At 28.8% G+C, this 23,334-nt stretch carries 19 protein-coding genes; 7 read left to right on the top strand and 12 right to left on the bottom strand.

Going from position 1 to position 23,334, the window contains the following annotated elements:
- Nucleotides 1-4 precede the first annotated feature (4 nt).
- The 6 genes from ACWG42_RS09035 to ACWG42_RS09010 are packed head-to-tail and all read left to right on the top strand — an operon-like array spanning nucleotide 5 to nucleotide 6,790.
- Nucleotides 5-1,228, top strand: coding sequence for a hypothetical protein (locus tag ACWG42_RS09035; RefSeq protein WP_455791706.1), 1,224 nt, complete (start codon nucleotides 5-7; stop codon nucleotides 1,226-1,228).
- A complete protein-coding gene (locus ACWG42_RS09030; protein WP_455791704.1) occupies nucleotides 1,215-2,180 on the top strand; it encodes a glycosyltransferase in 966 nt (321 codons plus the stop codon). Before ACWG42_RS09035 ends, ACWG42_RS09030 begins: the two co-directional genes overlap by 14 nt.
- A 1-nt stretch (nucleotide 2,181) precedes the next feature.
- Entirely contained in the window at nucleotides 2,182-3,096 is a 915-nt protein-coding gene (locus ACWG42_RS09025) for an SP_1767 family glycosyltransferase (protein ID WP_455791703.1), read from the top strand.
- On the top strand, nucleotides 3,089-4,225 hold the full coding sequence (locus ACWG42_RS09020) for a glycosyltransferase (protein WP_455791702.1): 1,137 nt from the start codon (nucleotides 3,089-3,091) through the stop codon (nucleotides 4,223-4,225). The genes ACWG42_RS09025 and ACWG42_RS09020 overlap by 8 nt, the downstream gene beginning before the upstream one ends.
- On the top strand, nucleotides 4,215-5,735 hold the full coding sequence (locus tag ACWG42_RS09015; protein WP_455791701.1) for an oligosaccharide flippase family protein: 1,521 nt from the start codon (nucleotides 4,215-4,217) through the stop codon (nucleotides 5,733-5,735). The genes ACWG42_RS09020 and ACWG42_RS09015 overlap by 11 nt, the downstream gene beginning before the upstream one ends.
- Nucleotides 5,736-5,758: 23 nt before the next feature.
- Nucleotides 5,759-6,790 carry an acyltransferase gene (locus ACWG42_RS09010; protein WP_455791700.1) on the top strand — a complete coding sequence of 344 codons (1,032 nt, stop codon included), beginning with the start codon at nucleotides 5,759-5,761 and terminating at the stop codon, nucleotides 6,788-6,790.
- Between the two features lie 582 nt (nucleotides 6,791-7,372).
- Here the strand turns inward: ACWG42_RS09010 and ACWG42_RS09005 are convergent.
- The 12 genes from ACWG42_RS09005 to ACWG42_RS08950 all read right to left on the bottom strand — a co-directional run bounded on the left by ACWG42_RS09005 (nucleotide 7,373) and on the right by ACWG42_RS08950 (nucleotide 20,958).
- Nucleotides 7,373-8,710 (bottom strand): Gfo/Idh/MocA family oxidoreductase, encoded by a 1,338-nt coding sequence (locus ACWG42_RS09005; protein ID WP_455791699.1) that lies wholly within the window; start codon nucleotides 8,708-8,710, stop codon nucleotides 7,373-7,375.
- 26 nt (nucleotides 8,711-8,736) lie between these two features.
- A complete protein-coding gene (locus ACWG42_RS09000) occupies nucleotides 8,737-9,795 on the bottom strand; it encodes a pyridoxal phosphate-dependent aminotransferase (protein WP_455791698.1) in 1,059 nt (352 codons plus the stop codon).
- Nucleotides 9,796-9,823: 28 nt separating this feature from the next.
- Nucleotides 9,824-11,032, bottom strand: coding sequence for a Coenzyme F420 hydrogenase/dehydrogenase, beta subunit C-terminal domain (locus ACWG42_RS08995; RefSeq protein WP_455791697.1), 1,209 nt, complete (start codon nucleotides 11,030-11,032; stop codon nucleotides 9,824-9,826).
- Nucleotides 11,032-12,162: a polysaccharide pyruvyl transferase family protein gene (locus tag ACWG42_RS08990; RefSeq protein ID WP_455791696.1), complete on the bottom strand. Its 1,131-nt coding sequence runs from the start codon at nucleotides 12,160-12,162 to the stop codon at nucleotides 11,032-11,034. The genes ACWG42_RS08995 and ACWG42_RS08990 overlap by 1 nt, the downstream gene beginning before the upstream one ends.
- Before the next feature lie 15 nt (nucleotides 12,163-12,177).
- Nucleotides 12,178-13,611: a lipopolysaccharide biosynthesis protein gene (locus tag ACWG42_RS08985; RefSeq protein ID WP_455791694.1), complete on the bottom strand. Its 1,434-nt coding sequence runs from the start codon at nucleotides 13,609-13,611 to the stop codon at nucleotides 12,178-12,180.
- The gene (locus tag ACWG42_RS08980; RefSeq protein ID WP_455791693.1) at nucleotides 13,611-14,816 is read right to left on the bottom strand and encodes a CDP-glycerol glycerophosphotransferase family protein; all 1,206 of its coding nucleotides are present in this window, start codon (nucleotides 14,814-14,816) and stop codon (nucleotides 13,611-13,613) included. The genes ACWG42_RS08985 and ACWG42_RS08980 overlap by 1 nt, the downstream gene beginning before the upstream one ends.
- Nucleotides 14,817-14,865: 49 nt before the next feature.
- On the bottom strand, nucleotides 14,866-16,149 hold the full coding sequence (locus ACWG42_RS08975; RefSeq protein WP_455791691.1) for an O-antigen ligase family protein: 1,284 nt from the start codon (nucleotides 16,147-16,149) through the stop codon (nucleotides 14,866-14,868).
- Between the two features lie 401 nt (nucleotides 16,150-16,550).
- Nucleotides 16,551-17,273, bottom strand: coding sequence for a glycosyltransferase family 32 protein (locus ACWG42_RS08970; RefSeq protein WP_455791689.1), 723 nt, complete (start codon nucleotides 17,271-17,273; stop codon nucleotides 16,551-16,553).
- Between the two features lie 112 nt (nucleotides 17,274-17,385).
- Nucleotides 17,386-18,480, bottom strand: coding sequence for a glycosyltransferase (locus ACWG42_RS08965; protein ID WP_455791688.1), 1,095 nt, complete (start codon nucleotides 18,478-18,480; stop codon nucleotides 17,386-17,388).
- Nucleotides 18,481-18,560: 80 nt separating this feature from the next.
- Entirely contained in the window at nucleotides 18,561-19,061 is a 501-nt protein-coding gene (locus tag ACWG42_RS08960) for a glycosyltransferase (protein ID WP_455791686.1), read from the bottom strand.
- A gap of 13 nt (nucleotides 19,062-19,074) precedes the next feature.
- Nucleotides 19,075-19,524, bottom strand: a complete 450-nt coding sequence (pssD, locus tag ACWG42_RS08955) for a PssD/Cps14F family polysaccharide biosynthesis glycosyltransferase (protein ID WP_455791685.1) — start codon at nucleotides 19,522-19,524, stop codon at nucleotides 19,075-19,077.
- 45 nt (nucleotides 19,525-19,569) lie between these two features.
- Nucleotides 19,570-20,958 (bottom strand): exopolysaccharide biosynthesis polyprenyl glycosylphosphotransferase, encoded by a 1,389-nt coding sequence (locus ACWG42_RS08950; protein WP_455791684.1) that lies wholly within the window; start codon nucleotides 20,956-20,958, stop codon nucleotides 19,570-19,572.
- A 328-nt stretch (nucleotides 20,959-21,286) separates the two neighbouring features.
- On the opposite strand from ACWG42_RS08950, the gene ACWG42_RS08945 reads away from it, so the two are divergent.
- Nucleotides 21,287-23,254, top strand: coding sequence for a hypothetical protein (locus ACWG42_RS08945; RefSeq protein WP_455791682.1), 1,968 nt, complete (start codon nucleotides 21,287-21,289; stop codon nucleotides 23,252-23,254).
- The last annotated feature ends 80 nt before the right edge of the window (nucleotides 23,255-23,334 follow it).

The raw sequence follows: 23,334 nt of genomic DNA, 5'->3' as shown, positions 1-23,334 counted from the left end.
AGAAATGGATTTTATTAAAAAAAACTTATTTGTAATATTGCTATATTTATTCGTATTTCAAAATTTATTTGAAAATATACAATTTGTTTCACTTTTTAAATATTATGATGAATTATATAGTTTTCTGTTTTTCCCCCTTTTTGTAATATGTCGTAGAAAAAATCCAAATAAAAAATTTTTTGATATAAATGATAAAAAAATTTTTCTTCTGAATTTTATATTGTTTATAATTGGATGCTTTTCAACGATAAACAATACAAGACCTCTGACATCTATCCTGCCTGACATTGTTATTTGCTTTAAGTTTGTATTATCTATTTATACTACAATTTTACTATTGAAATTGTTAGACATTCATAAGAATATAAACAATTTGAATAAGCATCTTAGATTGCTTACTCTATTCTTATTTCTTTTATTCATTTTAGACATCGTATTCAATTTATTTCCAAGTGGCTATCTTCGCTTTGGGATAAGGAGCATGCAACTTATATTCGAACATCCTGGTAGATTAGTAACTGTAGGAGTATTCCTTTTGGCATTTCTAGTGTATTTAGAAAATTTCAGAATAAATAATAAAAAGTATATTCTTCTTTGCATAGTTCTGATAGCGAGTACTTTGCGTGCCAAAGCGTTTGGGACGATCCTTTTTTTCATTATTCTTTATTATTGGATAATAGTAAAGAATAAAAAAATAAGCATTAAGCATTTTATTATTGCATCACCATTTGCTGCTTTCGCCTCCTGGCAACAAATATCAGATTATTATTTAGTAAACAGTCAAGCATCAAGACTTTTGTTGACTGAAACATCTTTTAAAATTGCTAATGATTACTTTCCATTAGGGTCCGGATTTTCATCTTTTGGATCCGCTTATTCGATAAGACCATATTCATCCTTTTACTATTCTTACGACTTGTGGGACAAGTGGGGAGTATCTGTTGAATGGAATCAAGATATATCTGATACTTTTTGGCCAATGATACTTGGTCAATTTGGCTATATTGGGCTATTGATATATATTGGTAGTTTAATATGCTTAATTGTTAAAATTCAATCATTGCAAAAAATATCGCAATACTTTTATACATCGGGGTTGTTAATTATAACATCGTTGTTAATATCATCTACAAGTGAATCCGCTTTCGTACACCCTTTTTCTGTTAGCTTAGGGTTTCTGTTAGGCATCTTATTGAATGAAAGGAACTATAAAAATGGGGAAATATAAATATAGCATAATCGTTGCTGTGTACAACATTGAACAATATCTAGAGTTGTGTATCAATAGTCTCATTAACCAAAAATACGAGGATTTTCAATTAATACTAGTAGATGATGGATCAAGTGATAGAAGTGGAGATATTTGTAATGATTTTTCAAGTATATACAAGAATATAAATGTTATTCATCAAAAAAACCAAGGGCTATCAATGGCTAGAAATAATGGTTTGATAGCTGCAGAGGGAGAGTATATATTATTTGTCGACGGTGATGATTTTGTTACAGATGACTATTTATATGTCATCAACAGAGAATTAACAGACGATATAGATATGTTAATATTTGATTTTTCTATTGTAGACGAGAAACATTTAAAGCTCACTGATAAGTATCGCGAGCAAAGAATAAAAAGTGGAGAATTTGATAATAAACAAATGCTAGATCTTTTGTTTTCTCAGAAAATCATGGCTTATGCATGGAATAAAGTTTACAGGAGATCACTATTCACAAATACAAAGTTTCCAGAAAATCGAAGATACGAAGATATTGCAACTACGTATAAGTTAGTTTACACAGCGAGAAAAATAAAAGTTATTGATGCTAAATTATACAATTATTTAGCCACTAGAAAAGATTCTATTACAAATAGTAGAACTGAAAAAGATTGCCTTGACATATATAATACGATGCATGAAATTGAAAGTTTCATTGATAAAGAGAATTTCAATACTAAATGCCTAAACCAGTATATGTGTACTTTATATTTAGCGTTAAGACTTTCATTATCAGTTACAGCATCAAATGATACAATTGATATGAATGAAATCTATAAACAGTTTCTATTTTATTACAAGAGAGCAAAATTTAGCTTATGTACAAAAAATCCTTATAAATATAAGATTTTTCTATATAGATATGGTCTACTCAATTCAATACTAAAAATGAAAAGGAAATTTTAAAATGAAAAATCTGATTAAGGCAATTTATCATAGTTTAATAAGGATTAGATATTACTATGTATCATATTTTCTAAGAAACCTCGAAATATCTACAATTGAAAATACTTTAGACTATATCATATCTGAAAAGAAATCAGTAAGCAGATTTGGAGATGGGGAGTTCAAATGGATGGAATGCATCCATCAAGAGTCATTTCAAACCTATTCTAAATCACTTTCTGAAAGACTAAAAGAAGTCATCTATACCGATTCTGACAAATTGATAATATGTCTCCCCGATGCTTTTCGTATTGACTTTAGCGAAATGAAAAAAAAATCATCGGAATTTTGGATTCTGGAACTTTCAAAATATGGAAAAAAGTATCTTAAATATCTCGATAAAAACAAGAAATATTTTAATGCTAATATGACGCGATTTTATATAGATTATAAAGATTATCAATTATCTCGCGAACGCTTTAAACTAATCAAAATGTTATGGGATAATCGTGATGTATTGATTATAGAGGGCGAGAAAACCAGATTGGGGATTGGGAACGATCTTTTCGACAATAGCAAAAACATCTCAAGAATTTTGGTACCAGCGGAAGATGCATATAGCGTTTATGATAAAATATTAGAGAAAACGTTAGAATTTTCAACAACAAACACATTAATTTTGTTAGCAATAGGACCAACGGCAACTGTTCTTGCATATGATTTATCAAACAAACAAAGACAAGCTATTGATATTGGCCATATCGATATTGAATATGAATGGTTTTTGATAAAAGCAACAGATAAAATACCAGTAAAAAACAAATATACAAATGAAGCCAAGATTTATGGAGGTACAAATATTAAAAACTGTAATAGTAAAAAATATCAAAATGAAATCGTGACTAGAATAAAAAGAATGGAGAATAGTGATGAATAAAATTAAGTTGATATGTTTGACCACAATTGAAGAATTACCACCTGTAGTCACTTTAGTCAAAATATTGCAGGATTTAAAAGTCGATGTAACTCTCATAACTATGTACAATGAGACAGATTATATTTCAAAAACGTTCACGAGCAAAATTGAATATATATTTCTTGACCATAGAACAGTTCCTGTGTATTCACAAAAACGCAGTATAAGTCGCATTCTTAAATTTAGATTAAATAAAATTTGGAAAAAACTAATTGCAAGATCCGTTTATAACTATATTTCAGTGAATGACTGTGTATGGGTCCTTCATGAGGAAAGTGCACATTTAATAGGAAATAAAATACGTAACTATTCTTACTTTATTACTCTGTATGAATTAAATATGCAACTACAACTTCACAAAGATAAGCTACTAGAAAACATTTGCAAAAATGCAATAAAAGTCATAGTCCCTGAATATTGTCGTGCCCATATTGTTAGAACAATATTGGGTTTAGATGAACTTCCTGAAATTTTGCCGAATAAACCTTATGAATTTAGTAAAGTAATATCAACTTTGGATAATGATAAACATAATCTTCTTAATGAAATAAAAATAAAAATGAAGCCAATAATTGTTTATGCAGGAATATTCATTGAGGAGAGAAAACTAGATTCATTATTTGAAATGATGTATGAGAACTCTGAAAAGTATGAATTGATTTTAATTGGACATAGAAGTAATTACTTAGACGGACTATTAAAAGAATTTCCCTCATCTAATATACATTATCTCGGTTATATATCTGCCCCTAATCATTTAGCTGCAATCGCTGCAGCAGATATTGGTATTTTGACATACTATGCTAATGATAAGTCGTTAAATTCTGTATTCTGTGCGCCAAATAAAATTTACGAGTATACCTTCTTAAAAAAACCTGTTATAGGAAATGACATTCCTGGATTGAAATACGAAATACAGAATAATATGATAGGTACTATTTGTGATATAAAGAATAAGGATTCAATCAAAAACTGTATCGATGAAATACTTAAAGAATATGATAGGTTTTCAAGAAACACTGAGATATTTTATAATTCAGTTAATATAAAACAGATTATCATGGAGATAATTGGCTATAATGAAAAATGAAATTAAAATAGGTGTTTTATTATCATACTCTTCAATAATAATATCTACATTTATTTCGATCCTATATACCCCAGTTATGTTAAATATATTAGGTAAGAGTGAATATGGCTTATATCAACTAGTATACTCGATTGTAAGCTATCTCGGTCTATTAAGTTTTGGTTTTGATAGTGCATACTTCAAATACTTTTCTAAATACAAAGCTTTGAATGATACAGAAAACATAAAAAAAACAAACAGTATTTTCCTAATTATTTTCTCTGTCATAGGTATAATCTCTTTGGTTGCAGGTATATTTCTTGTTTTAAACGCAGATTCTATATTAGCATCAAATGCATCAGCAAATGAAATTAGAACGGCAAAAATATTGATTTTATTTATGGTAATAAATATTGCATTCAATTTCCCCGCAATAGTTTTCTCATCTAATATTGCTGCAAATGAAAAATTCATTTTTTTAAAGCTATTAGATGTAATAAAAGCATTATTAAACCCTATGATATCCTTTCCGTTATTACTGCTTGGATATCAATCAATTGGATTGGTACTGGCCACTACACTAATAAACTTCATTGGAATTTTTGCAAATATTTATTATGCATTTAAAAAGACAAAAATAAAATTTGTATTTAAAAACTTAAATTTCACAATAATGAAGGATATATTCAACTTTACTTTCTTTATTTTTTTAGCCATGATTACGGATCAAATAAACTGGAATATAGATAAACTAATGCTAGGAAAACTATTGGGCACTATTAGCGTTGCTATATATTCAATAGGTGCACAACTTAATACATACTTTTTGAATATTTTCAATATAATCACGAATATCTATGCTCCTAGAATTAATTTGATTTCTACAAAAGAAAATGCAAAAATTTCTTTAGAAGAAATATTTATCAAAGTTTCTAGAATACAAACAGTACTAATGCTATTTGTATTAGGTGGATTTATCTGTGTCGGAAAATATTTCATAATTAATATTTGGGCAGGTGTAGATTATGAAAATTCATACCTAGTTGCTGTGATTCTTATGACTGCATCTAGCATTCAGGGTGTACAGAGTATTGGAATAGTAATTCAGAGGGTTTTAAACAAACATAAATTTAGCGCATTTTTTATGCTAGGAATTGCACTGCTACACTTGATTATTTCTTTTGTTTTAATAAACAACTTTTATGAAATAGGTGCGGCCATTACCACTTTTGTAACAATGTTTCTCGGATTTGGTGTGTTTATGACATTTTACTATGAAAAAGTTATGAAAATCAATATTCTGAAAATTTACAAAAATTTATTACCATTAATATTTATTTTCTTGTGTGCTACACTACCTTTATGTGGTATTATCATCTTCTTTCCAATTAATTCCCATGCTCTATTTGCTTTTTACGGTATACTGTATTCTTTATCATTTATACTTTTATATATGAAATTCGGCATAAATGAATCGGAGCTTTTAATGCTAAAAGACACGCTATCTAAATTTAAGAAAAAGGAAGTTTAGCAAAGGAAACGGAGTAATTATTGATGAATAAAAGGAATTTGAATATCGACTTAATAAGATGTTTTGCTCTGCTTTTTGTAATAAGTGTGCATTTTTTTTCGTCTATTGAATTTTATGATACTCCTCTTGAAGGGATTAAAATGTTGCTTCAAACAGTTCTAAGGACATTTTTTATGATTTGCGTTCCTTTATTCCTTCTATTGACAGGCTATCTAATGAATAATAAAAAACTAACTCTTTATTATTATAAAGGAGTTCTTCACACATTATTTGTATATATTACTAGTAGTATCATTTGTATACTATTCAGTTTAATTAGTGAAGGCAAAAACTACGATATTTTAGATATATTAAAAATGATTTTTAATTTTTCCGCTGCAAGATATTCTTGGTATATAAATATGTATATAGGACTCTATTTATTAATTCCTTTCCTAAATATTATTTGGCATACTTTAAAAGTAAAAAAAGATCATATCATTTTACTGATAACCTTATTCATATGTGTTACACTACCTACAATTATAGTAGGATATGGTGTCAACTATTGGATGTTCTTATACCCGATATTATATTACTATGTAGGAATATATTTAAAATATTACCCAATAAGAATTAAACCTATAAAAAATTTCGTTTTGTTAATATTATTTGCTTTTATGTTTGGAATTATCAATTTCTACATATCTAGAACAACCTTAAATGGTAATTTTATAATAAACAGTTCAACTGATTGGATGAGTTATCAAAATTTAATAAATAGTGTTCTTTTCTTTGTTTTAGTCTTAAATATAAAATTAAAAACAACTAGATTTATTTCTTTCATAATTTCTACAATTGCAAAACTCTCATTAGGGGCATATCTAGTATCAAGTATATTTGATGAAATGTACTATACTATTTTAAGAAACAATATTCCAGAGGTCCATAATAGAATTCTATATTATCCTATAGTTATTTTTCTAGTGTTTTTCTCTTCAATTATGATCTCTCAAATAATTGAGTATCTATATATTTTGATTTTATATTTAAAAAAAACCTATATCAGTAAATAAAACTGTTTATTTAGTAATATTAATGAAGTATTCACTTTTTGGCAAATAACTTTTCAAATTAAATAATGTTGCTTTAGATTCATATGTACGACATACCTAAACTAATACATAACCATTTTATCTTGCGCATATCAGATATTCATCTAAAACAAGCGCAATCAACAAATAGAAGCATACTCACAGGCAATACAAAAGAAAGAGCAATCAAATAAACAGTTTCTGAACTTCAGGAGTACACTTTTTAGAGGTGCAAGCTTGAAACCTTATTCTTAGGAAAAATGAGGCAATAAATTCTTCTTTGGATTTATAAAATGAAAGTAACTACATTTGCTTGATTCAAGGCTCTAATTTTTTTACTGTCTTATTTTACTTTACAAGGCCAAGTGCAACATTTCATTTTGTTTTTTAATTAGTCTTCTGCGTCTGACTATAAAATATTAAATTAATCAATATAATAGATTTTTTATTAAATTAGTTCATAAATATTAATTCTATTGTTTTACATAAGAACTTAATTTGTAAATGAAAATAATTTAAAATATTTTAAAACGTAAATTTTAACTAATTTTCAAATTGAGTTATCTATATAATCTTGGTATAGTTACCCTGATAGAAATCTTCAATTATTGAGGATATTGCACTTGTGATATTTTGATCAATATTATTTTTATTTTTACCTGTTTCTATTGCTTTTAAAAATGCAACAATTTCATATCTTATACCCTCACCCTCAAGTTGATAAAAATAACGTTTAGTATCTTCTTGATTTTCAAAACGGACTTCAAAATAATCTGTCTTCCACCAAGGCGATGGGACATATATATATCCCTTTGTACCTGCTATCACTAGGTTGCCTTCCGATTTTACGCCTTTACCTACATTAATTGTAGCAACTGAAGACTTGTAGATAAAATTAATTTTAGTAAACAGATCGAAGTTCTCTATCTTCTTTGATATTTTCGATACAATAGAATGTTCTATATAATCTGTGCCTAAAATCTGGAAAACAGGCAGCATTGCAGTAGGTCCCCATGCACATATGCTGTTCCAAGTATTTGATGTTGTCTGACTATTTTGAAATAGTTTTAGACTGGTACAAGTTGCTTCAACTGATGTAATAGCACCAATGATTTCACTTTTCACTAACAATAGAAGTCGAGAATAAGCAGTTGAATATGCGGTTTTTAGACCTTCCATCAATATACAACCTTTTTCATGTGCCAAAGAAAATAATTCATCGCAGTCTGCTTTATTCAATGCAATTGGCGATTCACAAAGCACATTTTTATTATTTTGTATCGCTTCTTTTATTTGCTGATAATGCTTGCTCGGGTGAGAAATTATATAGACAGCATCTATATTCTCTAAAAATGATTTATAATTATCTGTTACCATATCTGCATTTATGAGGTTAGTGGAAAGAAATGAGCTATCAGTTGTACATAATGCAGTAATATTTACACCGTTTACAAATTGACTTTCATTTGCAAATTTATTAATAACATTTGATTCACCAACTAAACCTAATCTAACTTCTCTTTTTTCACTCCTTAATTCGCTACTTGAGATACCTTTTGTGCGATCCAAATATACAACTGTACAAAATTCATCTAAATAATCAAATTGTCCAACCCAATCAGAACCTATGGTGAAAATGTCAACTTCCATTCTAATAATATCATCGATTTTTTGTCCTTCATATTCTTCAATTATAATTTCATCTGCCAAGCCAGTTTCTTTAACTGATTCTACCCTTTCCATTAATGATTGTTGAACATTGATTTTACCACGTTTTTTATCAAAATCATCAGCTGTGACACCCACTATCAAATAATCACCAAGCATTTTTGCTCTTTCAAGTAACTTTATATGTCCAAAATGTAGTAGGTCGAATGTTCCATATGTAATAACCTTAGTCATTCTATCATCTCTCTTCCATTGTTATCTTATTTATCAATAGCAAAAAATGCTTCTAAAAATATTTTCATTGCATCGATAGATCCTATAGATACGCGAATATAATTCTTTAGTAAATCGTTGCTATAGTCATGTACAAGGATTTTTCTTTCTTCTTTTAACTTCCTAGCAATTTCATTAGCATCATTTTTAGTTCTTATAAATATAAAATTTCCATTGCAATCTCTACATTCGTAATTATTGGCACGTAATGTTTCTAAAGTATAATTTCTCCCCTTTTTTTCGATATCGATTAGCTTAGTTATGAGATCTGGATTATCAATGATACGCTCAGCAAATAAGAGTGCAATAGAATTAACATCAAAAGTTAATTTCGCTTTCTTTACATGATTGATTATATTTGGCGAACTTATAATCATACCAATTCTGCATGCAGCAATAGAAAATAACTTAGAGAATGTTCGTAAGACAATCACATTTTGATGCTCTAAAGCATAATTTATGAATGTTTGTGAATAGAAATAATGGTAAGCTTCATCAATTATAATAACTGCATTAACTTCATTAGCACGATTGATTACTAATTGCAACTCCTTTTCAGTATATACATTTCCAATTGGATTATTAGGATTTAATAAAACAACAATACGTGTATCTTTAGTAATAGCTGTTATAATATTTTCTATATCAATAGTCATATCATTATTATATGAGACTGGCTTATGCTTTAATCCTAAAATAGAGCAATTGACCCAATACATTTCGAAAGATGGTGCAACAGTCACAACCTCTTTCCCTCTTTCGCCAAAAGTTTCTAGTAAATAGCGAATAGCCATATCAGATCCATTTGTAGCTAAGACATTTTCATATGATCCTCCTATGAACTTTGCATACTTTTTCAAAAAACAATCCGGTTCAGGGTACATGGAAAGAAAATTTGGCGTAATTTCACTTAAAACAGAATCTACAAAATCTTTTGGAAGACCTTCAGGATTCTCATTCATATCATATCGATAATAGTCATATCGATTTTGTTCAGGAAACACTCGTTCAGTATTTTTTATATTCTTATCTACATAAATGTTCATTATAATTTTACCTTTCTCATTTAAGTTATCATCGATCGAATCGATGCATAAAATTCCATAGCCTTACTTTTTGTTTATTTCCCCACACATATTTGGAAAACAATAATTTTAAACTTGAAGAATCTGCCCATTTTTTGCATATAAATTTATATCCTAATTTTTCATCAGCTAAATCTTTCATAAATACTTCTCTTTTCTCATTCTTTGAAATTGGATTACGTAAAGGTGATTGATAACGTAAAGCATCATTCAAATTCAGTTCAGAATCATTCATTTTCTTTCTTGCGTTTTGATATGCCTTTTCTCCTTTTTCCGTATTGCACAAAATTAGAGAAGCTCCACCATTATGTCCATATAAACCTGGGCAATAAATATGAACACCCCATAAGTCTCCTAGTGTTATATCCGCAATTCTTTCTGTTGATGTAAATGGGCATTGATAACAAGAGGGACGGCTCATTAGATGCTGCAGCCATATAGACCAAAATGGATTAAACCATCTATCTCTTTTCAAATACTTTCCGTTTTTCAATCTAGTTGACATAACTTCGAAATCCCATCGCTTTCCATCTTTATGTCGATAATCAATCGAAGTAATAGGTGACTTATATTTCATGTTTATATAATTTGCATATTTTCTTATAAAATAGGGGCTTGGAACACCTTCACATATAACTTCAACAGTTAGAAGATTATCTTCACTTGTGTTACAAATTTTTAAAAATTTTTTCAATCCAGATATTTGACAAGGTGTTCCAGAAAAAAGCACTTTTCTATCTTCATTAAGAAACTTTCTTACCTGTGCATAAGTATCCCCTATAACACTCTGTGAATACTTAGATTTACGTATCTTTTGATATTCATATTTGCTTTCAGTATATATATGATAGACATCGAGCACATCTGATGTAGCACCAAATATAACAGAACTTTCATCGTACCATGTATCAACAATTGCTGAAAAGGCCCCTCCTGATGTGCTTTCTTCTCGAACAGATTCTGATATGTTGTAACCACCATAAACTGAAGGCTTTTCATAATTCTTCAATTCATTTTCGTATCCATATGGACATACTTTATTGCATAAACTACAGTGTATACACAACTCTTGAATGATAATAGGATATCTAAATCCTTCCATATCCTCATTCATTAATATTGCTTTTTTAGGACATATGCTCGCACAAGCCTCGCAGCCAGTGCACTCTTCTTTCTTGCCTGATTCTAAGTATCCCATTAGAGTTTCTCTACTTTATTTATAAGTAACATTGCTTTTTTTAAAAAGTCTTTAGAAGCGGCGCGTGCTATTGAAATTCTTTTATGTACATCTACATAATCAATTTCCTTAACCATCGCCTCCTTGCCACTAGTTAATAGTCTATCAGAAAGTCCGAATAAATTAAGGAGTTCAATTATCTTAGTGTCACACTGTTCTCTTGAAAACCCAAAGAATTCCTTACGATACTGTACACTAAAAATCAAGCCATGAAATGAATTTGTTATTACCATTTCCGCATGCTTAATTAATGACAGAAATTCTTCTACACCCGCCTCATAAAACACACGATGACGTTCAGCATTTGTTGCTCTCAAACTGATTTCAATGATTTTCCAACCATTTTCTTTTGCTTTCGTTTCTGCAAACTCTTCCATTTGAGGATTATAACGTCTAGCATAAAGCAAAATATATTTACTTTCTTCTTGTCTTGGTGCTTCGATACATATATAATCCTTTTCTTCTAATAATAATGTTGGATCAATAACTTTTTCTGCAGGCACATCAACATGTTCTTTTATATATGACAACATTCCATTTTCACGTATTGATATAGCTTTGAAGTTTTGTAATCGTTGATTTAATGTTTTGTAAGTATTTTCATCAAAATGCGTATCTCCAAAACTAGCAGCATAAGAAATTGATTGGTTCTTCATACATGAAAAATTAGCATAGTATCCATCATCAAATCCAAACTCATCAACACAGAATATAGTATCACTACCGCATACAAAACCATCAAGATCAGTATCATGTATAATATCGTTAAAATTGTCTTTAGTATATTTATTATTTGTTCTTTGAAACTTTTTATGATAAAATTCATCAAATTTATAATAATTTATACGTATAGCTGGGAGTGATAACTCGCACATTTTTCTAGATATTGGATCAGTATCCCACATATACTGGAGTGGATTTAAAAAATTTCTATTCAATAACACTTCTGGGCAATAGTCCACTAAAACTCCTTGAATAGTTCCTTCACTGATACTATTTATAGCTTCTTTTAAAGCCCAAGACTGTAATGCAGATCCATAATTCGTAAAATTACAGTAAATATTACAACTCATTATACCGATTTTTTTCATTTATTTAATCTCCTTTTATTTAAATTTTTTTAATACTCTAAAAATTCCTTTTTTGAAAATTATGAAGAGGATAACCATCACAGTTATTAGCACATACCTTACAACATTCCATTGATATATATATATCATGGCGCTCATGAAAAACAGAATAACAATGGATAGTACAATGATTGTTTTTATATCATACAACTGAGTGATATCATGATTTTCTTTATTAAAAATCTTTTTATAAAATACATAATGTAATATTGAAAATAGAATATAGCAAACTAATGTTGTATATCCTGCTGCATAGTACCCAAATAATGATATAAAGATATAGTTTAATAGGATATTAAATATAGCACAGATACATGAAGCAATTGCGATTAAGCCTGTTTTTTGATAATAATACTCTACTGTACTAAACATGCTGTATACAAAAATGAAATATAACGAAGCCGATACAGGAGGAATAATCCAAACTGCTTCCATGTAATCATTTCCTCCAAAAATATATATTATTTCTGGTGCAAATATCATAGTTACTAGACATAGAGTAAAAACTAGCAAAAATAAGGGTTTTGTATTCCTCATTATACTTAAATAATCAGTTGCTTTTATTTTCTTATAAATATAAGGGACGAGTGTGTTATTAATAGCATTGACAACCAAAAGCATCATAGTCGCAACTGTATATGCTACTCCATAGATAGCAGCTTCCTTTGTTCCCACCATTTTAGCTATCATTATTCTATCAGACTGATTTAATATAAAAGTTGATAGAAAGTGTGGTATAAGTGGTAAGTTGAATAGTAATGCATATTTCCAATATTTTCCATTATACAATTGTTTACCTTGTTTGAATAAATAAACAAGTATAATTATACCAAACAAGCTTTTAGCAAATGTATCTGAGTAAATTCTAGCTTCAGCTTTGGAATCAGTATTCATTACAGTTAAAACACTTAGTAACAAACTGATAATTGTAGAAAGTAATACAACTGTTATATATTTTTTATACTGAAAATCAAATCTTTCCTTCGCTGCCCAAAATTCAGTTACAGTAATAGCAACTATTTGTATGAACATTGCAATCATAATAATTGGATTTAATGAGAAAACATGCGTCCAATAATCGATATTTAAACAATAAACCACTATAACAATGAAAGTTCCTAGTAATGATAAGCTTAGGAGAGAACTGGTAAATTGTGCCTCTTTACCCTCATACAGTATTAGTCCTTTTGTGAACGCACCTTGAAATAGATTTAGAGATGCAAAGATCAGCAATATACTAAACCAAGATTGAAAGAGTGTAAAAGTTCCAAACTGATCTTGCGTCATAATCCTTGTGAAAATTGGAGTAGCAAGCAATGCCATACCTTTTTGTAGAACATTGCACACAGTATACCATAATGATGCTTTAAACGGGACTGATGATTGTTCATATTTTTTTAGTAATTTCATTAGATTATCCCCATGAATTCTGCTAACCGTTTACAATTTTCGCCATCTTGCCAATCATAAAGGAAGTCAATTAATGTTTCACGCTTTTTCTTGAACACATCATTACCTACTATAACATCATTAATAAATGTAATAAATTCCTCGAATGTATAAATTTGAGGTCCAACTAAATAATCATCAACATTATCAACTGAGTAATCAAGTTTGTAGTCTTTAAAATCAGATAAAATAAAGGCGATAGGTCTATTCAACAATAAGAATATATATGCTGCAGATGAATAATCACTTATTAACGCATCAGCATATTTGTATAATTCAAAATTATCTATTTTTTTGCTTTTGCAAATTTCATTAGTCAAAACTTTTATATTTTTTTGTTCTTTTAAATTGAATATTGTTTCTAAATCTTGCATTGGATGTATTTTGATAATCATAAGAATTTCGTTTTTTTCCAAATACACTTGTAATTGTTCTAACTGAGCTATAGTTTCGATAAGAGGGACTCCCAAAGGTAAATCTACATTGCTATCATTTCGTTGAAATCCTCCACCTTTTCGAAATGTAGGCATCCAAAGTATAACCTTTTTGTATTCTTGACCTATGATTTTTTTTATGTCACTTTTGTTATTGCTTTTATATAAAATATCATTGGATGGTATACCGATGTGTAACATATTAGTATTTGGGTAAGGCCAATCTAATTGTTCAGCAATTGTTTTGTCATAATTTTTAGAGGGCGATAAAATATAATCAACACTACTTGGCAATGATGCTAATCCTTTTACGCTCTTTAATGTAACTGCTCCATGAGTCAAATAAAATGATTTTTGATCTTTTCTAACTTTTTCAGTAATTTCATTATCTGCCAAAAAATATTTGGCTCTACAAATGTAATATGCTTTTTTCATACTAGGCTTATATAAAGGAACTCCTATGACATTATGTGGAAGTAATCTAGGAATATCATTTTTTAACAACCATACAATTTTGTATTTTTCATTTAAATTGTTTTCTAGAAGATATTCATAAAATGCACCTCCATTGAAATCAAAATCGGTATGACTTTCAATTACAATGACATCTAATAATGAACAATGATTCAAATAAATATTCAATATTTTACATAAAATATTATGTATTTTATATCGATAAATAACCTGAAAAATTCTTCTAATTCCATTCTCTTTAATATATTTGATTATCATAAAATTCACTCCATATCTGCACTCTTATATCAAAAAACATATTATTATTCTAATAAAACTTAGACTCTCTCTTTAAACGCATATAATGGTCTATATCACGATATTTATATACAATAGCAGGATGCCCTCCTGCTATTGCAAAAGGAGGAATATCCTTAACAACTACACTTCCTGCTTGTACTATTGCTCCTTCGCCAATGGTTGAACCACCTAGGATAATAACATTATTACCAATCCACACATTTTCTTTTATTGTCACATCTTTATTTATAAAAGTATTATCATATGGTATTGCATTACCATTATCATAATTATGAAACGATGTAATAATTTGACAATTTATGCCAGAATGAAAATAATCTCCAATAGAAACATTACCATTTCCCATGATTGACATACCATTGAAATTTACATTAGAGCCAAGATATGTATTAGTTGTTACATATGATTTTCCACCAACATATAAATTCTCACCACAAAACTTCGCTCTTTTTTTTATTTTAATTCCATAATACAATTTATTAAATTTCAATTTGTATTTCCTATACAATCCCATAATTTCTCCTTCTTGCACACTTTGTTTTATACAAAGATTTGGCAAATAAACAAAATAAGATAATAATAAAAACAAATAATTGGATTCTGAAATACTTTCAAACAACATGACTAATAATACAAGAATTAAACATGCATTAGAGGTGATTTTTAGCTTAGTTATCTTTGTTTTGTTTATATTTACACATGCGGAAATCATAAACAAATAAAACGATATCGTAAGAATGATACCTCCATCCAACAGATGCTGCATAAAATCGTTATGCGCATAGTTCATACCTGTTGACCAGAAAGTTTTTATTAATACACCATATGCTCCATACCCAAAAAGCCAATGATGCTCTAGTAAGTTAAATACCTCTTTCCAAATGATTGTTCTTCCTGAAAATGAAAAATCAAATCCAAACAAAATATAAAGATTACTATATAAACTATAAAAAATAAGAAAAATATTGACTATAAAATATATCCCAAAAAAAAGATGAACAGGAGATTGTAGTAATTTTTTTATAATGTTATACTTCACTACAACTAGATAACTACATATGAAGAAAATTGCAAAGAATGAAGTGAGAGTTGCCGATAGTAACATATAAAGTAGTGCAAAAGCGCTCAAAACAAATGCACTAGATTTGTAATTCTGAAGTTTTAATAGATAGCTTATAAATAATGATACTATACCAACAGAAACAGCGGTTTGAACATGCCCCAAGAACATCAAATGGCTTTCTTGTGTTATATGATTCATCAGCCAAGGATTAAAAATTGTTAAACCCAAAAATAATTCAAATATCAGTATATTGGCAATCACTTTTGTAAATTTAATAGGATTGTATTGTAAACATATTGTGCATAGGAGACAAAAAATGGGTACAATAAATAATTTTTGTAGTCCTTCATTTATACTTCCTTGATTTAAAAATGTAATTATAATGAATAAAGAATAGTATATTAATATGAATAACACATACCGCTTATACTTTATTTTGCGAAAAAGATGAAAATAAAGAAAAATACCTATAAATAGAATTGACGATATAAATATCCATATTTTGAAAATATCTTTATACAAATTAGAAAAACTATCAAATCCTTTAGGATATAGAAACGGTAATAGAATAAAGTACAAAAGTTCATTTTCATATTTATATAATAACTTTTTTAACTTATTACGGAATTTCATATTTTCCCTTTCCTATGAATAAAGTATATAATTTTTTTTATTTTCAATGTATTTGTATTGCCAATAAATCTACAGATTTTTCTTTTCAATTTCCATGAAGTCCAAGAGGCACTGTAATGATGAATGGAGTAAGTTTCATCACACAATAAATTATCTAAAGTTTCCGGAGAGTATGGATCAAAATACAAAGGAGGATAAATAGTTACATTATTGCAAACCACAAGTTCATTATTGTAGACTACTCCATATTTCTTCAATGCTTCGGTATTCAAAACAGGACACGATATTTCCATAACTCTTTCTACATCAAATATATACTCATCATAGATTTTAATCATTTCTAAAATAGCTGGATGTCCTTTCTCAGCGCCAAACCCAAGACCACTTGCAACCATTTCACAACCTTGTTCAACTCCAAAATAACATTTATTCCGAAGCAAGGGATCCAAGTTTTTGATAATTTCAACATCTGTATCTAAGTATATGCCTCCATTCTCATAAATCACCCTTAGACGAACATAATCTGATACAAAAGCCCAATATTTATTCTTATACGCATTTTCGATAAAAGGATGACTTCTTATATCAAAATTCTCTTCATTCCATTGAATGATTTTGTAATCGGGACAGTATTTCTTCCATGATTTAATACAACTCTCAACCTCTTTGGGCAATGGTTTTCCTCCAAACCAGCAATAATGTATAGTCTTTGGTATCATTGAACCACTCCTTTCGTAGTGTTTTGATTACATATAAAGATCAAATTTAATGATCCTTTTGTCACAAATATTCTTCATCTTCATACAATTAACTCAGCATTCTAAGTTTAGTCTAAGCAAGTTCACGTAGACAAGTTTGGTAATAGTCAAATAGAATCATACAGTTTCTTTCTAAGTCGAATTCTTTCTCGATTTTATCTATGTTTTTAGCTTCTTTTTGTATATAACTACTACCGCAGTATTCACGAATTTTGTTCATCCATATAATTTCGTCCAGTTCAAGAAAATCAAAATCATTTGATAGACAAGCTTCCTTTGATACTCTGTTAGATACAATGCACGGTGTTGATGAAGTCTGTGCTTCTATTAAAACATAGGGCAATCCTTCGTGTAGAGAGGGCAATGCAAACAAATCCATTGCATGATAATATTTTTCTACTATGGATGTATTGCCTAAGAAAATTACAAATGATGATAGGTCTAACTCATTAACTAAAATTTCAAGTTCTTTTTTTAAAGTCCCTTCTCCAATTAAAAGAAGTTTACAATTTAATAACTCTCTTTTTAGTCTTTTCAACACATTGATTAGAAAAGCTTGGTTTTTCACTTTTTCAAATAATCCAATATGTCCTATAAGCATTTCGTCATTAACCCCGAGTTCGATTCTTACTTTATTTCTTGTTATGGAATCAAAAATGAATTTGTCAATCTCGATTACATTTTTGATAACAGTGAAACTATTTTCTTTATATAGAAATTCTCCTGCAGCATTACTACAAGCAATAGCATTAGAGTAAAGCCTGTAAAAAAGAGGTCTGCATAATTTTTCAATAATTGGAAATTCAGTTTTTGTATTGTGTGCATGTACAATTCTAACTTTAATTTTCGCAATCGCACAAATCACTAGTTCAATCACCATTAGCGCACTATTTCCATGAATATGTATAATATCGTATCGATTATTAGCTAATAATTTATACAGGTTAAACATATATTTCAAAGGATTAGATTTTCTGTTTTTAATCTCTGTAATTAAAATTCCATCTTTTGTAAATTCTGATATAAGAGATTGGTCGCTAATAAAAGGTGTTATGATTCCTATATCAATATTTTCATCAAGTTTTTTTAACTGATGAGAATAGCTTTGGATCCAAGTAATTATGCCATTTCTAGACAATTCCACTGTGCAAATATACAATATTTTCATACTTAATCGCTTCCAATCCGTGATATGTTTCACTATATATATTCCTGTTATAAATGCATGATAAAAGAAAGTAAAGTATCCTAATTATGCTCAAACATCTCTAACAAGTTTTGTAAAGATGCATTGAAATCATCATTATTTGAGTTGATTTGATTATCTGATAATTTGACTAGTTCATCGTATTTATCGATAATCGTCCCTAGCTTTTCAACATCCAAGACAACAATAATATTTTGTTGTTTACTTTCAATAAACGTTGCGAATTCAATTTGGTGATTATTGATATGTTCATCGTACTCCTGCTGTCTTGGAACAACGATAGGTATTTTGTTTTCCTGTAAAGGCATAATGAAGCTTGCTGGTCCACCATGTGTTATAATGATTCTAGCATCTCTTACTTTTGTTAACATTTCTTTATAAGGGATTAAACTGGACCATTCGCAATATTTGGGCTCATATGTACTGTATCCAGTTTGAATAAAAACATCCTCTTGAATAAGCCCTTTACCTTTAAGTACATCAACCTTTTTAACCAAACGATTAAATTGTTGTTCATGTGTTCCTACCGTTACAAAAATCATTTGATATACCTCCTCAAAAGATGCTGCCGAAATTTTTTGCTTTTGGATAAACCCTTTTTTGTTCATCCCATTGAACTATAAATTCATTTACAATTGGGTAAACAAGTTTTCCAGTTAATGTTGGTTTATTCACCCGATCAAACACTTCAATATATATGAGTTTTTTCCTCATTATTTTCCCTAAATAGAAAAAGGGAACAGCTACAGCTGCACCAGATGAAATAAGGACATCAGGCTTTTCTTTCTTTAAAACCTTCCAAGCAACAAAAGTGTTTTTGATTAAGTTTTTTATATTTCTATTCGTTGGATAAAAGCATGGATAGACTTTTTCACCTTTGAGTAAGCTTCTTGCATCTTCTTTGTCGAAGGTTACCCAAAATCTTTCTTCTTTTTCCCAAGTTGGCTTCAACATATATAAATGGGTTAAGTGACCGCCACTAGACCCAACCAAGCAAATTTTCATAATATTTCTTCCTTTCTTGAATGAATATACTTTACGAATTTATCGTTATAAAGCGCCTTTACCATATAATACACTTTTTATGGTCTTATATATAATAATCATATCCAGCCAAATTGTCCAGTTTCTAAAATAATAATCATCCAACTTGCATCGTTCAGCAAATCCTACATCACTTCTACCATTTGCTTGCCACATACCAGTAATACCTGGTTTACATTGTATAATAGAATCATAGTAAATATCCATATCCTTTTTTTCCCTATATAAATATGGCCTAGGACCAACAAGGCTCATTTCGCCTTTTAAGACATTTATAAACTGTGGAAATTCATCAAGAGATGATTTCCTAAGAAACTCGCCAATTTTTGTAATTCTAGGATCGTTTACTATTTTCTTATTTTTCAAATACTCATCTTTGATTTTAGGATCACTTGCCATCATTTCTTCTAATATATATTCTGCATTGGGTACCATAGTTCTAAATTTATATATTTTAATTGGCTTTCCGTTAAGTCCAATTCTCTCTTGAATGAAAAATATTGGGTTATCATCTCCAGATTGTCTATTCTTCCTTTTCACAAACAATGTGAGTGGTATCAATAGAACTAAACCACATATGCCGCTAATGATGTCAATTATTCTTTTAAAGACTCTATTCAATAAGTTGATTTTACCTTTTGCTGTTGAAATTAACAACATTCCGTCAAAATCCTGAATTTTAGAATCAAATGTCATCATTATATCTAGACTTGGTAAATATTTTATTTCATCTACCTTATTATGCAATCTAGTCATAATATTACTTACATCCGATTTTGACGAATTTGGAAGAGCTATAATAACTTGTTGGATATTTTCTTTAAAAATGACATCATCTAAATCTTCAAAATTAAAAATAGAAAATGCAAATTTTTCATCCTCTAATTGCCACTTTTCCATCCTTTCGATCAACGTTGGATCAATTACCTTGTCACCATATTTTACATACCCGATTACATTGGTCAATGCAAAACGATTATGTCCAGCAATTTCACCAAGGCGATTCGCATCATATCCAGTCCCTATGACTAAAGTTCGTTTTGACAAATATGGTCTAAGCAAAATGCGCAAAAAACGATCCAGGAAAAGACATACAACGAACATAAAAATAGCCAAAAGTATATTTTCTCCCATTAATCTAAAAGAAATTTCTTCTGGTTCGACGATAATGAATGTCGTGATTGTATAGCTACAAAATGCTTTAAACAATGATTTTATCTCATCCCATATAAGACTAGACGTTATACTAAAATGATTAAAAATTAATAAAAAAACAAATAACGTTATTGCATATCGAATCATCAGGTCTGTTTCAATATTAAAAAATAATGAAACATTGTAAAAAACGATCGCTTCTAAAGTGAACAATAAAATTGTTAAAACATATTTCTTCATATCGCCATATCCCCTTACAAATATATAGTAGAATGCAATACATTCTACTATATAGTAACTCATCCTCTTGATCGTATATTTTTACCTTAATATTATATAACTATTACATAAACATTGCAAGAATACATAGTAAATATACACAAATAGTAACATTTACGTCATAATTCAAATAAGTATCTCATTACACATACTGTAATCCTTCTAAGTAAGCTTTCAAATAAAACGAAAGGCTATTATTTATATTAATCAACCGCAACAGATTAAATTTGAATGAATAAATATATAATATACATTATATGATATAATAGCTTTACGAGGATTGCTTATTATGAACAATATACTAAATGATGAAGAATGTAAAACGTTAAACAAATTAATAGAAAACCAAACAAGGAATCTAAAGGGTGTAAATTTTATTAGATTTTTTACCTGTAAAGAAGATCACAAGTGTTCAATTATTATAGAAACAAAAAAAACATCAAAAAGCATCGCCTTCACCGCAACTACAAAAACACCAAAGATAGATGAAAATGACACAGAGTTTTACTATGGTTTACATCCTTACTTTTCTTCAAAACAAATTATAAAAGCAATTGCAAAAGGTACATTTAGAAACCAAGAAAATCTTCATGAGTTTGCAAACTGCCATGCAACAGACAAAACATCACTTGATTCTTTCATGGGTATCAAAAATACAGATGTAAAAATAAATTTCCCTCTTTTTAAACTTCACATAGAGAGCTTAGATTATTTAAATTCTATGTTCATAGCTACTTTAGTCAAAATGGCATATAATTTTGGATTTATTTTTAAATGTGCAGACAAAGAAATTATTTCTACATTGAAAGAGTATAAAAAGAATGAATCTTTAATGATAGACATAGTTGATAATCATGTTTATTTCCCGTGTGGGATACAAGAAAATTCCATTCGATTTCTGTCTTCTCATTCTTTTGGATATATCATTGAAAATGATAATTTATTATTAGTCAAAGATTTAGATAATTTCAATGGCTTTTATAAGGAAATACAACTAGAGCATTATGTACGCTTATTATCCAACAGTGTATATTATTCAGGGGTCATGCCAAGAACAATTGAAGTTTCATATAATAACGATATATTCAACAACAATATTGATGTTTTCACTTTTATATGTGAACGTACAACATTCGCAACTTTAGATATATTTGATAATGCTTATATTATTGATCATCCACTTTTAGCTACTCATAAGCAGACTCTAAACGATTTTTTTGATAAAGAAGATGAAGCCCAAAAATATCTGACTTTAGATTATACCGATCAAAATTCACTTAGAAAAAATTTAAATGAGTACTTGAAGAAATCCCCGAATACTCATACGATTGCAATATCAGGAAACATTGAGACCAAAGATAAATATTTAATTATCGGTAAAAGAGAAGGTAAAAGCATTGATTCTGATACTTTTTATCCTTCTGTAAATGGGCAAACAGAATTTAGAGATGAATTCCCAGAAATATACAAAACCTCTGTCTATGAAGATTATCCGACCTTAAACTACAATGATCCCTATAGGATTGATTTCGAAGGAGAAATACAACGAGAAACTTTTGCCGAGTTAAACGCACAACTTCTTGATGCCAATTGGGTCTATTATGGTTTTTCATTTCTAATGATTAACAATGAAAATAAGACATCCATTCGAAATAGGCGTATGCATTTCAATATTATCGCTAAAAACTATACGAAAGAAGAATTTTCTTCAATTGTAGAAGCTAGAGAATATGCTACTGAAAGGTTTGAAAATCAAAAAATTGTAGGATTGAAAATTAATTCTTTTTCTGCAGGATCTTTGTTTTTGTCGATTTTAAATGCATTAAATGATAATTGGAATTATATTGTAACCTTAATGACTGGAATCATAATTTTATATTTCGGTTATACGATTCAAGATGGTAGTTTTTCTACTCAAATACAATCTTTTTTATCTGTGATTGGAATCTTAATTACAACGATTACATTGGCAATGAAGTTTTTAGATTTTATACTGCGCGCATATAAAACACGATGGATGCATCAATATATATTTATCAAAAAGTTTAAAAAAAGAAACTATGAAAATAGTGTTAATAGAATTATGCATATTTTAAATAGGAAAACAAGTATTCATTCTTTTTTCAGGAAATTTAGAAAGAACCAACATACTTGGTCATATCATGCATTAACGCAACTCATGATTATTTTATATTACATTTATCAAAATAATGATACAAAAAAATTAGTTAATAAAAGTCAATATAAAATTGAATAAATTAATCATTATGAAAGTTCCGCGACAAAAACACCGATTTCTTATCGGTTTTTTGAAAAAATATGATATAGTAATTATGT

Source organism: Amedibacillus sp. YH-ame10 (genome assembly GCF_053848885.1).
This window is presented reverse-complemented; position numbering and strand designations above follow the sequence as displayed.